15 protein-coding genes are annotated in these 14555 nt (G+C 65.4%); all 15 read left to right on the top strand.

What is annotated here, in order from left to right; translation table 11 throughout:
• Window positions 1-2: 2 nt before the first annotated feature.
• The 15 genes from AC1D2L_RS13045 to AC1D2L_RS12975 all read left to right on the top strand — a co-directional run bounded on the left by AC1D2L_RS13045 (window position 3) and on the right by AC1D2L_RS12975 (window position 14554).
• A complete protein-coding gene (locus AC1D2L_RS13045) occupies window positions 3-1001 on the top strand; it encodes an ABC transporter permease (RefSeq protein WP_476846576.1) in 999 nt (332 codons plus the stop codon).
• 32 nt (window positions 1002-1033) lie between these two features.
• Window positions 1034-2209, top strand: a complete 1176-nt coding sequence (locus AC1D2L_RS13040) for an ABC transporter permease (protein WP_476846575.1) — start codon at window positions 1034-1036, stop codon at window positions 2207-2209.
• A gap of 33 nt (window positions 2210-2242) precedes the next feature.
• A complete protein-coding gene (locus tag AC1D2L_RS13035; protein ID WP_476846305.1) occupies window positions 2243-3361 on the top strand; it encodes a glycosyltransferase family 4 protein in 1119 nt (372 codons plus the stop codon).
• Window positions 3358-4131 (top strand): polysaccharide deacetylase family protein, encoded by a 774-nt coding sequence (locus AC1D2L_RS13030; RefSeq protein WP_476846304.1) that lies wholly within the window; start codon window positions 3358-3360, stop codon window positions 4129-4131. Before AC1D2L_RS13035 ends, AC1D2L_RS13030 begins: the two co-directional genes overlap by 4 nt.
• 142 nt (window positions 4132-4273) lie before the next feature.
• Window positions 4274-5557: a glycosyltransferase family protein gene (locus tag AC1D2L_RS13025; RefSeq protein ID WP_476846303.1), complete on the top strand. Its 1284-nt coding sequence runs from the start codon at window positions 4274-4276 to the stop codon at window positions 5555-5557.
• A 128-nt stretch (window positions 5558-5685) separates the two neighbouring features.
• Window positions 5686-6921, top strand: coding sequence for a metal-dependent hydrolase family protein (locus AC1D2L_RS13020; protein ID WP_476846302.1), 1236 nt, complete (start codon window positions 5686-5688; stop codon window positions 6919-6921).
• A gap of 224 nt (window positions 6922-7145) precedes the next feature.
• On the top strand, window positions 7146-7964 hold the full coding sequence (locus AC1D2L_RS13015; protein ID WP_476846301.1) for an ABC transporter permease: 819 nt from the start codon (window positions 7146-7148) through the stop codon (window positions 7962-7964).
• Window positions 7965-7967: 3 nt separating this feature from the next.
• Window positions 7968-9026, top strand: coding sequence for an ABC transporter ATP-binding protein (locus AC1D2L_RS13010; protein ID WP_476846300.1), 1059 nt, complete (start codon window positions 7968-7970; stop codon window positions 9024-9026).
• 89 nt (window positions 9027-9115) lie between these two features.
• Window positions 9116-10162 (top strand): ABC transporter substrate-binding protein, encoded by a 1047-nt coding sequence (locus AC1D2L_RS13005; RefSeq protein WP_476846299.1) that lies wholly within the window; start codon window positions 9116-9118, stop codon window positions 10160-10162.
• Between the two features lie 205 nt (window positions 10163-10367).
• On the top strand, window positions 10368-11240 hold the full coding sequence (locus AC1D2L_RS13000; RefSeq protein WP_476846298.1) for an ABC transporter permease: 873 nt from the start codon (window positions 10368-10370) through the stop codon (window positions 11238-11240).
• 64 nt (window positions 11241-11304) lie between these two features.
• Window positions 11305-11493 carry a twin transmembrane helix small protein gene (locus AC1D2L_RS12995; protein WP_476846297.1) on the top strand — a complete coding sequence of 63 codons (189 nt, stop codon included), beginning with the start codon at window positions 11305-11307 and terminating at the stop codon, window positions 11491-11493.
• Between the two features lie 184 nt (window positions 11494-11677).
• Entirely contained in the window at window positions 11678-12268 is a 591-nt protein-coding gene (locus AC1D2L_RS12990; protein ID WP_476846296.1) for an acyloxyacyl hydrolase, read from the top strand.
• A 53-nt stretch (window positions 12269-12321) separates the two neighbouring features.
• Window positions 12322-12903, top strand: coding sequence for a cob(I)yrinic acid a,c-diamide adenosyltransferase (locus AC1D2L_RS12985; RefSeq protein WP_476846295.1), 582 nt, complete (start codon window positions 12322-12324; stop codon window positions 12901-12903).
• 50 nt (window positions 12904-12953) lie between these two features.
• On the top strand, window positions 12954-13643 hold the full coding sequence (locus tag AC1D2L_RS12980) for a rhomboid family intramembrane serine protease (RefSeq protein WP_476846294.1): 690 nt from the start codon (window positions 12954-12956) through the stop codon (window positions 13641-13643).
• Window positions 13644-13804: 161 nt separating this feature from the next.
• Window positions 13805-14554, top strand: coding sequence for an electron transfer flavoprotein subunit beta/FixA family protein (locus tag AC1D2L_RS12975; protein WP_476846293.1), 750 nt, complete (start codon window positions 13805-13807; stop codon window positions 14552-14554).
• Window position 14555: the final 1 nt, after the last annotated feature.

Here is a 14555-nt window from a genome sequence, read left to right as displayed (position 1 = left end):
TGCTGCTGCAATACATCCTCAAGCGCATCCTGGTGATGATCCCGACGCTGCTGGTCACCAGCGCGCTGATCTTCACCGTCATCAACCTGCCTGAAGGCGATTATTTCGAGACGCTGGCCGCCGAGATGCAGGCGCAGGGCGAGAAGGCCGACCTCTCCCGCATCGAGTTCCTGAAGAAGGAGTACGGTTTCGACAAGCCGCCGGTGGAGCGCTATTTCTGGTGGGTCGCCGGGTTGCTCCAGGGCGACATGGGCTATTCCTTCGAGTACCAGCGCCCGGTGCGCGAGATCGTTGGCGACCGGCTGATGCTGACCATGGTGGTCTCCTTCGTTACCATCATCTTCACCTGGATCGTCGCCTTCCCGATCGGCATCTACTCGGCCACGCATCAGTATAGCTGGGGCGATTACGGCCTGACCTTCATGGGGCTGATCGGGCTCGCCGTGCCGCATTTCCTGCTCGCGCTTGTCTTCATGTACTTCGCCAATGTCTGGTTCGGCACCTCCATCGGCGGCCTCGTCGACCCGCAATATCTCAACCAGCCGATGAGCTGGGCCAAGGTTCGCTCGATCGCCGAGCATCTCTGGATCCCCGTGATCATCATCGGCGCCGGAGGCACGGCGGGCATGATCCGCGCGGTGCGCGCCAACCTCCTCGACGAGTTGCAGAAGCAGTACTTCGTCACCGCCCGCGCCAAGGGCCTGCCGCCGGGCAAGGCGCTGCGCAAATATCCTCTGCGCATGTCGCTGAACTTCTTCGTCTCGGATATCGGCGACATCCTGCCCTCGATCGTCTCGGGCGCGGAGATCGTCGCCATCGTGCTTTCGCTCCAGACCACGGGACCGCTGCTGATCCGCGCCCTGCAGAGCCAGGACATGTATCTCGCCGGTTCCTTCCTGATGTTCCTGTCCTTCCTGACCGTGATCGGCGTGCTGATCTCGGACATCGCGCTGGCGATGCTCGACCCGCGCATCCGGCTGCAAGGGACGGCGACCAAGTGACGATGACCCTCGACAGCAAATCGGCTTCGTCGATGAAGCCCGGCCTGCCGCCGGACGGCGCAGCGCTGCCCCATACCGCCTCGACAGCGCCCTTCGAGCCGCACGCCGTCGAGGCGATGACGCCCGAGCAGGAGCGGGTCTATCTCGCCTCGCAATGGCAGCTGATGTGGTGGAAGTTCCGCAAGCACAAGCTCGCCGTGATCTCGGGGATAGTCATCCTGATCATCTATGGCATGGCGATCTTCGCGGAATTTCTGGCGCCCTATCACTACACCACGCGCAACACCGACTTCATCCGGGCGCCACGGCAGGAGGTCCACCTCTTCCACGAAGGCAGCTTCCTGGGCCCCTTCGTCTATCCATATACCCAGCGCCTCAACATGGAGAACCTGAAGCGAGAATACGACGTCGACACCACGAGGCCCCAGAAGATCCGCTTCTTCTGCCGCGGCGATACCTATGATTTCTGGGGGCTGATCCCCGGCAACCTGCATTTCGTCTGCCCGGCCGAAGGCGGCACGCTGTTCCTGCTTGGCTCCGACCGGCTCGGCCGCGACATGCTCTCTCGCATCCTCTATGGCGGGCGCATCTCGCTTTCGATCGGCCTGCTCGGCGTCCTCGTCTCCTTCGTGCTCGGCGTCATCATCGGCGGCATTGCCGGCTATTATGGCGGCAAGATCGACCTCGTCGTGCAGCGCGTCATCGAGATCGTTCAGTCGCTGCCGCATATCCCGCTCTGGCTGGCGCTGGCCTCGATCATGCCCCCCTCCTGGAGCCCGCTCCTGGTCTATCTCGGCATCACAGTGATCCTGGGGCTGATGGACTGGACCGGGCTCGCCCGCGCCGTACGATCGAAGCTGCTGTCGCTGCGCGAGGAGGATTATGTCGTCGCGGCCCAGTTGATGGGTGCCAAGCCCGCCCGCATCATCGGGCTGCATCTCGTGCCGGGCTTCATGAGCCACCTCATCGCTTCGGCTACGATAACCATCCCGAAGACGATTCTGGGCGAGACGGCGCTGAGCTTCCTGGGGCTTGGCCTGCGCCCGCCGATCACCAGTTGGGGCGTGATGCTCAACGAGGCGCAGAACATCAATGTGGTGGTGCTGTACCCCTGGTTGCTCTATCCGGTCGTGCCGGTAATCCTGATCATCCTCGCCTTCAACTTCCTCGGCGACGGCCTGCGCGACGCGGCAGACCCCTATCGCTGAGCGAGACCCCTCTCCGGCCCGAGCGGACAGCCGTTGCGCATCGCCTTCCATACGCCGCTCAATCCCTTCGACGATGGCCGCATCTCGGGCGACCGCCGCATGGCCCGCCAGATTGCCGACGGGCTCGCGCGACTCGGCCATCAGGTCGAGCCCTTGCTCGATGCCCGCAGCTACATGACGACGCCCGCCGACCTCGAAGCACTGAAGGCAAAGGCCTCCGCACGCGTCGAGGCGCTGGTCTCCCGCTGGCGCGAGGCGGATGACGCGCCACAGCTCTGGTTCACCTATCACAGCTACTACAAGGCGCCCGATCTGCTGGGTCCGGCGATCGCAGGCTCGCTCGGCATCCCCTATGTCGTTGCGGAGGCCAGCGATTCCCGACGCCGCGCCGACGGCGAATGGGCCGATGCCGTGGCGCAAGCGCGCGCAAGCTTTGCTGCCGCCGACCTCCATCTATGCTTCACCGGGCAGGACCGGGCCAGCATCGAGCCCTGGCTCGGCGCCGACGCCGTGGCTATCGCCCTGCCGCCTTTCATTGCCGCCAGGCCCGCCACCCATGCGACACCGGGTCATGGCGGCGCGCCACGCCTCGTCACGGTCGCGATGATGCGCAGCGGCGTGAAGCATGAGAGCTATCTCGCGCTTGCCCGTACGCTCGGTTCCCTTCTCGACAGGCCCTGGACCCTGACGATCATCGGCGACGGCCCGCTGCGCGGCGAGGTCGCAATGGCCTTCGCAGCGTTGCCGCCGGACCGCCTCGTCTGGCGCGGCGCGCTGGCGCATCAAGCGGTCGCGGCCGAACTGCCGCTGCACGACATCTTCGTCTGGCCCGGCCTCGGCGAGGCCTATGGGCTCGTCTATCTCGAGGCGCAGGCCGCTGGTCTTCCCGTTGTCGCCTTCGCCAGTGGCGGCGTGCCCGACACTCTCCAGGCCGGGGAGACCGCGTTTCTCGCCCCCGAGCGCGACGAGGCGGCGCTGGCGGAAGCGTTGGGCCTGCTGCTGGATGACCGGACGTTGCGGACACGCATGGGCGCGGCCGCTGCGCGCTTCATAGCGTCCGAGCGCGACATGGACACGGCCGCGGCACGTCTCGCAGAGGCGCTGTCCCTCGCCGAACAGGCCTTTCGGCGCCGAAAAGCAATCCTGACATGACCGACAGCGCGATCTGGAAGAACCTCGACGCCGAACTCGCGCACTGGCGCGACGGCGGCATCAGGCTGTGGCTGCGCGACGACGATGCCATCGCGGCAAGCCCTGCGCTCGATCGGCTGGCAGAGCTCGGCGAAGGTTTCGGCCTGCCGGTCCTGCTCGCCGTGATCCCGATGCTCGTGGAGCCCTCTCTCGCCGCTGCCCTCGAAGTCGCGCCGTCGCTTCTGCCCTGCCAGCATGGCTGCTGGCATCGCAACCATGCTCCCATCGGCGGCAAGAAGGCGGAATTCGGCCCGCAGCGCGCGAATGAGGCAATCCGTGAGGAGATTGCCCTCGCCCGCCGCGTGCTGGCCGAGCGGCTCGGCACCAACCCCCTGCCCGTCTTCGTGCCGCCCTGGAACCGAATCGACCCGAGGTTGGCTGCGCTCCTGCCGGAACTGGGCTTCTCCGGCCTCTCCTGCTTTCGCGGCTTTGCCCTCGGCGCGGCCGGCGGCCCGATACTGGTCAACACCGATCTCGACGTCATGGATTGGCATGGCGGCCGCGTCGGACGTCCGCTCGAGGCGCTGGTGAGTGAATTCTGCTCGCAGCTGGCGCTGCGGCGTGCAGCGGGCAGCACATCCACGACCTTCGGCCTGCTGCTGCACCACCGCGACCATGACGAGACGGCCTGGACGGCGCTAGCCGCGATTCTGACGCGGCTTTGTCCCCATCCGTCGGTCGTGCCGACCGACCCGAAGGCGCTTTTTTCAGCTTCGCCCCCGGCGTCCTGAACTCTATGACGCAGCGCACAGACTCGGCCGTGCGTGCGGACTTGGATCGCTCCGCGCGCCACGCTATAATCCCGTCAGACTAGCCCGTTGCGTAGGCCTTTGCACGCGGTCGTCTGGCCCTGACACCGGAGGACGCCGCGCCATGTCTCGCAATGTCGTCGAACTCCCCAGCGTCGAGCGTGCGCCGCGTCACCCGCATGCGCCCCGTGTCCTGATCTACAGCCACGACACCTTCGGCCTCGGCCATATCCGCCGCTGCCGCGCGATCGCGAATTCGCTGGTTGCTAGCTACCCTCATATATCAGTGATCATCGTCTCCGGATCCTCGGTGATCTCGAGCTTCCAGTTCGGCGACGGCGTCGACTATGTCCGCATTCCGGGCGTCGAGAAGCATAGCGACGGCCGTTACGGCCCCCACCACCTCAATCTCGATCTCAACGACACGATCCGGCTGCGCACCGACCTGATCAAGCAACTGGCGATCTCGTTCGATCCCGATGTCTTCATCGTCGACAAGGAGCCGATCGGCCTGCGCGGCGAGTTGATCCCGGCGCTCGACATCCTCCAGCGGCGCGGCGCGCGCATCGTGCTGGGCCTGCGCGACGTCCTCGACGAGCCCGAGAAGCTCCGGGACGAATGGCGCAACAGCGGCGCTCTCGACGCGCTCAACCAGATCTACGACGACATCTTCGTCTATGGGCTCGAAGGCGTGTACCAGCCTCTGCTCGGACTGCCCGATCCGCAGCTCTTTGCCGACAAGATCCGCTATACCGGCTATCTCAAGCGCGCTGTGCCGAGCCCGATGCCGCCCAACGGCTATCCACGCATCACCAAGGGACCCTTCATCCTGGTGACACCGGGCGGCGGCGGCGACGGCGCAGGCGTGATCGACTGGGTGATTTCGGCCTATGAGGCCGATCCGAGCATCGCTTTGCCGGCGCTGATCGTGTTTGGACCCTTCATGTCGCGCGAGCGCCGCAAGGAGTTCTCCGAGCGCATTGCGCGGCTGTCCAAGCTGGAGAGCCTCGGCTTCGAGCCGCGCCTCGAACTGCTCATGAACAGGGCACATTGTGTCGTCGCGATGGGCGGCTACAACACCTTCTGCGAGATCCTGTCCTTCGACAAACCGGCGCTGATCGTGCCGCGCGTCAAGCCGCGGCTGGAACAGGCGATCCGGGCCGACCGCGCCGAGCATCTCGGCCTGGTCAGCGTGCTGCACGACCCCTCTCAGAATGGCGAGGGCGAGCGCGATCCACTGGTGATGGCGGCCGCCCTGCACGCCCTGCCAAAGCGCATGCCGCCTTCGCAGGCCTTCGTCCCGAGCCTCCTGGACGGCCTCCCGGCCATCAGCCGCGCACTGGCCGACGATCTCGCCCCGCCGATTCGCAGCCGGATGCAGGCTCAGAACACCGCCCTCGGGGGCTGAAAGTCACGTCCGCATGGGGCTGCCGGTTTCCTCCCGGTGCCGCATGGACAAGCTGGCACAAACTTCGCAATATATCAGTTGTCGGGGACAAGGCCGCCATTCGTGCGGCGCCCGGGAGGAGATTTGCGATGACTGCGCTGCACTTCAAGAACTTTGCCCTGCTCGAGCCGGACCATGCCGAACTGCGCCAGGGCTATGAGCTCCTGGTCGAAGGCGAGACCATCCGCGAACTCTCCGACAAGCCGATCAAGGCCGCCAAGGCCGACGTCGTCGACTGCGGCGGCCGCACCCTGATGCCGGGCCTGATCGACAGCCACGTCCACGTCTTCCTCACCGAAGTCTATATCCGCAGCATGGAGAGCATGCCGCTGACGCTGATGACGGCGCGCGCCATCAACCTGATGCGCGGCATGATCGACCGCGGCTTCACCTCGGTGCGCGACACCGGCGGCGCCGACTGGGGCATCAAGGAGGCCGTCGACAAGGGCGACGTCGCAGCCCCGCGCCTGTTCATCGCCGGCCAGGCGATCGGCCCGACCGGCGGCCACAGCGACGCGCGCCGCCGCACCGATTTCGGCACGCGCTGCCAGTGCTGCAACGCCATGGCCTACACCATGAACGTCTCGGACGGCGTCTCGGCGGTGCGCAAGTCGGTGCGCGAACAGATGCGGCTCGGCGCCGACCACATCAAGATCATGATGTCGGGCGGCGTCGCCTCACCTTACGATCCGCTCGACTCCCTGCAGTTCAGCCTCGACGAGATCCGCACTGCGGTGGAGGAGGCAAAAGCCTTCGGCCGCTATGTCTGCGCCCATGCCTATACGCCCGAGGCCATCACGCGGGCCGCTCAATGCGGCGTGCGCGCGATCGAGCACGGCAACCTGATCGACGACGCCTCGGCCAAGCTGATGGCCGAGAACAACATGTTCCTCACCGCCAACCTCGTCGCCTATTACGCGATGAAGGAACGCGCCGCGGAATTCGGCATGACCGGCGACATGCTGGCCAAGAACGATCTCGTCATCGATGGCGGCCTGCGTTCGCTCGAGATCTGCAAGCGCGCCGGCGTGCCCGTGGCCTATGGCTCCGACCTGCTCGGCCAACTCCAGGTCGACCAGTCGCGCGAGTTCCTGCTGCGCCGCGAGGTGCTGTCTCCGATCGAGATCATCCGCTCGGCCACCACTGTCGGCGCTCAGCTCCTGCGCATGGAAGGCAAGCTTGGCACGCTCCGTGCTGGGGCCTTTGCGGACATGATCCTCGTCGATGGCGACCCGCTCAAGGACCTTGAGCTCTTCCAGGGCCAGGGCGCGCGCCTGCCGATGATCATGAAGGGTGGCAAGTTCCACAAGAACACGCTGCAGTGACCTTGCTGTTCCGGAGCGCCCCGGAGCGCTCCGGCCCGGGCCGACAACAGCCCGGATCGCTACAGAAGAACAGTCTTGACTGTTTTTAAGTGAGACCGCAGCTTGCGGTCCGACGAATTGAGGGGAAGGCTCGCGATGACACGCCAAAGGCGGCCGCGGACGAAGTCGAAGCACCAGATGCCCTTTGGGCATCTGGTGCCGCTAGCGCAGCGCGGAGGCGCGGCTTGAGCGCCGCAGCGCGCTCCGGCGCCGGCCGCCTTGCGCTCAACAGCGCAGCAGGCCTGTCGCTCGCCTTCATCCTGATGCCGCTGTTCTTCGTGACGTGGCTCGCCTTCTTCCGCCAGGAAATCCCGTCCTTCCCGCCGGAAGGCTATTCCGTGAAATGGTTCGCCGCCGCGGCGAGCAACAAATCCTTCATCGACGGCTTTATCCTCAGCCTCGAGGTCGGGGTGCTGGCGACGCTGATCGGGCTGGCTCTGGGCGTGCCCGCGAGTCTGGCGCTGGTTCGCCACCGCATCCCGCTCGGGCCGTTGGTCAATACCTTGCTGCTGCTGCCGCTGGTGATGCCGGGCATCGTGCTCGGCACCGCGACCTACGTCTTCCAGATCGAGACCGAGATCGCCACCGGCCTGCCGGTGCTGGGGTCGCTCGGCGGTCTGATCGCCGCGCACACGCTCGTGGTCGTGCCCTGGGTGGTCCGGCTCGTCACGGCAAGCCTGGCCGGCTTCGACCGCACCATCGAAGAGGCCGCGCAGAATCTCGGCGCCGGCCCGGTGACGACCTTCTGGCGGGTGACTCTGCCGAGCATCCGGCCCGGCATCGTCGCCGCCGGACTGTTCGGTTTCGTGACCTCCTTCGGCAATCTCGAGATGAGCCTGTTCCTGGTCGGTCCCGGCCGCACCACCTTGCCGATCGCGATCCTGCAATATCTCGAATGGAAGATCGATCCGACCGTCGCCGCCGCTTCTCTGATCCAGATCGTGCTGATCGCGGCGGCCATGGTCGTGACCGATCGCTACGTCAAACTGAGTCGGGTGGTTTAAGATATGGCGCGGCTCTCGATCGGGCATCTTCGCAAGACCTATGGCGATCTGACCGTCGTCGACGACGTCAATATCGATATCGCCGATGGTGAGTTCCTGGTCCTGCTCGGCCCCTCCGGCTGCGGCAAGACCACGACCTTGCGCATGGTCGCAGGCTTCGTCGCGCCGAGCGCCGGAAAACTCGTGATCGGCGAGCGCGACGTCACCAACCTGCCGCCGTGGAAGCGCAATTGCGGCCTGGTCTTCCAGAGCTACGCGCTGTTTCCGCATATGACGGTGGCCGAAAACGTCGCGTTCGGGCTGGAGATGCGCAAGGTGCCGCAGGCCGAGCGCGGCCCGCGCGTCGCCGAGGCGCTGCGCCTTGTCCAGTTGACCGGCTTTGACGGGCGCTACCCGCGCCAGCTCTCCGGCGGCCAACAGCAGCGCGTCGCGCTCGCCCGTGCGCTCGCCATGGAACCCGACGTGCTGCTTCTGGACGAGCCGCTGTCCAATCTCGACGCGAAGCTCCGTCAGGAGGTGCGCGTCGAGATCCGCGATCTCCAGCGCAAGCTCGGCCTGACCACGATCATGGTCACGCATGACCAGGAGGAGGCCCTGACCATGGCCGACCGGCTGGTCGTCATGGAAAAGGGCAAGGTCCGGCAGGTCGGCACCCAGCGCGAACTCTACGAGAACCCGGCCGACCGCTTCGTCGCCGGCTTCATCGGGCGCAGTGCCTTCCTCGACGGCGAAACCTCCTCGCCCGGCCGCTTCCGCACGCTGGGCGGGCTCGACATCGCCTGCGCGGCCGCGACCGCCCCCGGCAAGGCGACCCTGGCCTTGCGGCCCGAGCGGATCGCCGTCGGCGGCGACGCCGCGGGGCTGGCCAACCATTTCGCGGCAAAGGTCGAGCACGCCTCCTATCTCGGCGCACTGCTCGAGATCCATGTCGGCCTCTCCGCACAGGACCGCATGTTGTTGCAGATTCCGAACCGGCAGGGCGTCAGCGAGCCCCGGCCCGGCGACTCCATCACCATAGGTTGGGCCGAAGACGCCGGGCTCGTCTATCCCAGCGGGGCGTGAGCCATGCGGCCGACAAGCGAATCCATCCGTTTTTCGGCCGGGATCATGAGCTCAAATCTCGTCAGGCGTCCAAAAGGGGAGTTACCACGATGACGACATTCGACAGGCGCGACCTGCTCAAAGGTGCCGGCGCTGCCGCACTGGCGACCGGCCTGAACCTTCCGGCCTTCGCCCAATCGGGCGGCAAGGTCGTGATCGGCACCTGGGGCGGCGACTATGCCCGGCTGCTCAACAAGAACATCGACGAGCCCATCCTGAAGCCCAAGGGCCTCGAGATCGTGCAGGACCAGGCCGGCGACGCACCGCGCCGCGCCAAGATGGTGGCCGAGCGCCGTCTGCCGCGCGGCACCGTCGACGTGCAGGGCCTGTCCTCCTCGAACATGTTCGAGATGAACGAGGCCGGCGTGGTCGAGACGCTCGACTACTCGAAGATTCCCAATGCCAAGAACCTGCTGCCGACGATGAAATATCCGTATGGCATCGGGCACATCTACTCCGGCAACGTGGTGATCTATAATCCCAAGATCATCAATCCGGCGCCCAAGGGCTTCAAGGACTGGCTCGACCCCAAGCACGGCAACAAGATCGGCTTCATCGACATTCAGTACCAGGCCATCATGATCGCCGCCTCCATGGCAGCGACCGGCGGCAAGGACATGAACGACATGGACAAGGCCAAGGAGGTGCTGATGGCGGTCAAGAAGGCCGGCGCCCGCGTCTACCCGACCAACGAGGCCTTCGCCGCGGCGATGAAGAACGAAGAGGTCGGCATCAGCGCGATCTGGAAGGCGCGCGTCGTCCAGTGGCAGAACGCCGGCATCCCATGCGAGGCTGTCTCGCCGGTCGAGGGCATCCCGGCCTATGTCTCGGGCTTCGTGATCCAGAAGAACGCGCCCAACAAGGAAAATGCCTACGCCTATATGAACGCCATGCTCGAGAAGTCGGCGCAGGAGGCCTTCGCCGTCGACATGGGTTATAACGGCACCGTCACCGGCCTGAGCGTCGATCCCGCTTTGCAGAAGCGTATCGGCTTCACCCCGGACGAGGAAAAGACCATCCGCGACCTCGACTACGCCTTCCTCGCCAAGCAGGACTCGGCAATGAAGGAGTGGTGGGACAAGGTCTTCAAGGCGTGACGGTCGCAGCGGGCGCGATGGGCATGCACATCCGGGCTCTGCCGTCATGGCCGAATCTGCCCCGGCCAGCCGTGTCTTTCGGCGCGGATGGCGGGCTTTTGGCCGCCTTCCGCCGCGCTCGCTGTGTTTCGATCTCGGACCCTGCCCCGGCAGGCGTCCAGGAGGTGGATGGCCGGGACAAGCCCGGCCATGACGGAGAAGGCCATTGAGCACAGCCGCCCCCGAAGCGATTGCAGGCGCGCGCACCGGCCTGGCCGGTACGCTCGTCGTGCCCGCGACCATCTTCGTCGCGATCGGGCTGCTCGGCCCGATCGCGATCCTGTTCCGCTATTCGCTGAACCAGTTCATTCCCGGCCAGTTCATGGTCGACGGGCTGACGATCGAGAACTACGTCAAGTTCTTCACCGACAGCTATTATCTCAACGTGCTCCTGCGCACCGTCCGCGTAGCGGTGATCTGCACGGTTTCATGCCTGATCCTCGGCTTTCCGCTGGCCTATGTGCTGGCCCGCATGGAAAGCCGCTTCAAGAACCTGATGATCATGCTGGTCGTGCTGCCGCTCTTCGTCGGCAATGCGGTGCGCGCGGCGGGCTGGATGACGGCCTTCGGCAACAAGGGCGCCTTCAACGCCTCCCTAATGGGGCTGGGGCTGATCGACCAGCCGTTTGAGATCATGTTCACCGAGAACGCGGTGCTGATCGGAATCGTCGCGGTCAACCTGCCCTTCATGGTGCTGACGCTGCAGAGCGTGATCGAGGGCATACCGCGCAATGTCGAGGAGGCCGCCTTCAGCCTCGGCGCGGGCCCCTCAGCGATGTTCCGGCGCGTGCTCTGGCCGCTGGCGCTGCCGGGCATCCTCGCCGGCACGATCCTGACCTTCATCCTGGCGATGAACGCCTATGCCACCCCGGTGCTGCTGGGCGGCCCGAAATTCCAGATGATGGGGCCGCTGGTCTATGGCCAGTTCGCCCAGCAGAACAACTGGCCGTTCGGCGGCGCGATCTCGTTCATCCTGATGACCGCGACGATCCTGCTCACGGTGGCCGCGCATCTGATCGTTCAGCGGCGCTATCGCTGAACACCACCCTTGGCGTGCCGCCGTTTCACTGGCCAAGCGCCGCACCGCGCGTTAAGTCAGTGCCATGAGCTTCTCTGGTTCCCTCGTTCCGATCGCGGTCGGCGCCGTTGCAATCGTCCTGCTGCTGGGCCTGTTCAACATGTTGCGTGGCGGCAGCCCCAGCACCTCGCAAAACCTGATGCGCCTGCGCGTGGTCCTGCAGTTCGTCGCGATCATCGTGATTCTGCTGGTCCTCTGGTGGCGCAACGGCTGATCTCCACAGCCGACTGGAGGGATGCGACCTCTCGACCCCTCACCGTTCAAACCACTGATACACAACGGTTTTACGGAAACCAACGCCCGCGATACAGGCAATTTGCCGCGGTTTTGCCATATTCCCGACACGGGTCTATGTGCTTTCCTAACGCTGGTTCCGCCGACAAGAAGATAAGTCGCCCATGGGTCGCGTCGCGTTGTTCATCCTTGCTGGAATGCTGGCCGTGTCGCCCGCCTGGGCGCAATCGCCACAGCTCCCGGCAAGCGTATCGAGCTACGCACCGGCGACCAGCACCCCGATTCCATCCTGGGAAGCGCGCCTCGGCCTCACCGCAGCCAACCCCGGCGGGCGCGAGAGCGGGTTGCTGAATTTCAGCGGAGAGATGATCAGCCCTCGCGCCGTGACCCTGGACAACCGCTTCAGCGCTGCCTTCGTGCCGCGCTTCCATCTCGGCGCCAGCGCCAACTTCAACGGCACGCGCTACGCCTATGCCGGCGCCACTTGGACCGTCGATCTCAGCAAGGCCGTCTTCGTCGAGGCAAGCCTCGGCGCCGCGCTCAATGACGGCAAGACCGGTGGCGTGATCCCCGAGAACCGCCTGAATGTCGGTTGCAACACCGGTTCGCGCGAGGCTGCGGCGCTCGGCGTCCGGCTGAACGATCGCTGGAGCCTGGTCGCGACGCTCGAGCATTTCAGCCCGCTCGGCTGCTCCGACCGCGACAAGCCGCGCGGCCCCGCCAATTTCGGCGCGAAGCTCGGCTACAGCTTCTGACACGGCCACACGCGAAACGCTTTCGCTAGCGCTGCGCCGCGCTATAAAGCGGCATGGTCAAGCTCAACCGCATCTACACACGCACCGGTGACGACGGCACGACGGGCCTGACTTCGGGGCCCCGCCGCTCAAAATCCGATCTCCGGGTCGAAGCCTATGGCACGGTCGACGAGACCAATGCCTGCATAGGCCTGGCCCGCCTCCACGCCGCTACCGAGGACCCGGCGCTCGACGCGATGCTTGGCGCGATCAGCAACGACCTCTTCGACCTCGGCGCCGACCTCTCGGCGCCCGATGACGGTCAGCCGCTGGCCTTCGAGCCGCTGCGCATCGTCCAGAGCCAGGTCGACCGCATCGAGGCCGGCATCGACACGCTCAACGCCAGCTTGCCGCCGCTGCGCTCCTTCGTTCTGCCCGGCGGCACGCCCGCAGCGACGCATCTTCATCTGGCCCGCACGGTCAGTCGCCGCGCCGAGCGCCTGATGGTCGCGCTTGCCGCCACGCCGGGAGAGATCGTCTCTGCCCCCGCACTGAAATACATCAACCGCCTCTCGGACTTCCTTTTCGTCGCCTCGCGCCACCTCAATGCTAGTGCGCGGGGGGATGTGCTGTGGGTGCCGGGACAAAACCGCTAGAACCGGGCTACGACGCGTCGAGATCCACCCTGCCCTGACGAGATCCGCCAATGTTCGTGCCGCTGCATGATGGGGTTCCGCTGCGTTTCATGCGCGCGCCCTATGTCACCTATGCGCTGATTTGCACGTGCATCGGCATTTTCCTGGTCCTCTCCCTGCGAGAGACCGAACAGGCGCAGATCGCGATCGCAGCCGGCTTCGGCCTGATTCCATCGGTCCTGTTCGGCACCGCCCGCCTGCCCGAGGAGCTGATGCAGCTACCGCCTTGGCTGACGGTTTTCAGTAACGTTCTGCTTCATGCCGGGCTGGCGCATCTGGTCGGCAACATGCTGTTCCTCTGGGTCTTCGGGGACAACGTCGAGGACGCAATGGGCCATGCGCGCTTCCTGGTGTTTTTCTTCCTCTGCGGGCTGGCGGGCTCGATGGCACATGCCCTGATGAACCCGACCTCCGACCAGCCCCTGATCGGCGCGTCGGGCGCGGTGTCGGGCGTCATCGCCTCCTATCTGATGCTTTATCCCCGCGTCAGGATCTGGGGCCTGGCCTTCAACTGGATCCCGCTGCGCATCACGGTGCTTTATGCACTGGGCGCGTGGATCCTGTTCCAGATCGTCTCGGCCTTCCTGGATCCGGCTGGGCATGTCGGCTGGTGGGCCCATCTCGGCGGCCTTGCCGCCGGTGCGGCCCTGACCCCGATCTTCATCCATCGCGGTGTGACGCTGTTTGGACGGGTGGCCTGATGGTGATTGCCAAGCGCCCCGCGACTTTCACGGCGTTGACAAGCGCAAACGGGCGTCGTTACGGTCCCTCCGCATTCCAGCCGAGAGCCGTGATGCCGTCTTCCAGCCTATGAGCACGGCGCGGCCTTGCTGATATCTTTCCGTAAACGGTGAAATTGACGATGAAGATCCTTGTGCCCGTCAAGCGGGTTGTGGACTACAATGTGAAGATCCGGGTGAAGGCGGATGGGTCGGGCGTCGAGCTCGCCAACGTCAAGATGTCGATGAACCCCTTTGACGAGATCGCGGTCGAAGAGGCTCTGCGCCTGAAGGAAGCCGGCAAGGCGACCGAGGTCGTCGTGGTCTCGATCGGCCCGCAGCAGGCCGCCGAGACGATCCGCACGGGTCTCGCCATGGGCGCCGATCGCGGCATCCTGGTCAAGGTCGACGGCGTCGTCGAGCCGCTGGCTGTTGCCAAGCTCCTCAAGAAGCTGGTCGAGCAGGAGAGCCCGCAGCTGGTCATTCTCGGCAAGCAGGCGATCGACGATGATTGCAACCAGACCGGCCAGATGCTGGCGGCGTTGCTGGGCTGGCCGCAGGGCACCTTCGCTTCCAAGGTCGTGGTCGGCGACGGTTCGATTGATGTCACCCGCGAGGTCGATGGCGGCCTGCAGACGGTCGGCCTGAAGCTGCCGGCGATCGTCACCACCGATCTGCGCCTGAACGAGCCGCGCTATGCCTCGCTGCCCAACATCATGAAGGCGAAGAAGAAGCAGCTCGACGAGACCACCGCCGAAGCGCTGGGTGTCGATGTCAGCCCGCGGCTGAAGGTTTTGAAGACGACGGAACCGGCAGGCCGCTCGGCCGGCGTCAAGGTCGGCTCGGTTGCCGAACTCGTATCCAAGCTCAAGAACGAAGCAGGAGTTCTCTGAT

It is taken from the genome of Allobosea sp. P1_B10 (genome assembly GCF_056406735.1).
The sequence above is the reverse complement of the archived record's forward strand: the minus strand, read 5'-3'. Positions and strand labels throughout refer to the sequence as shown.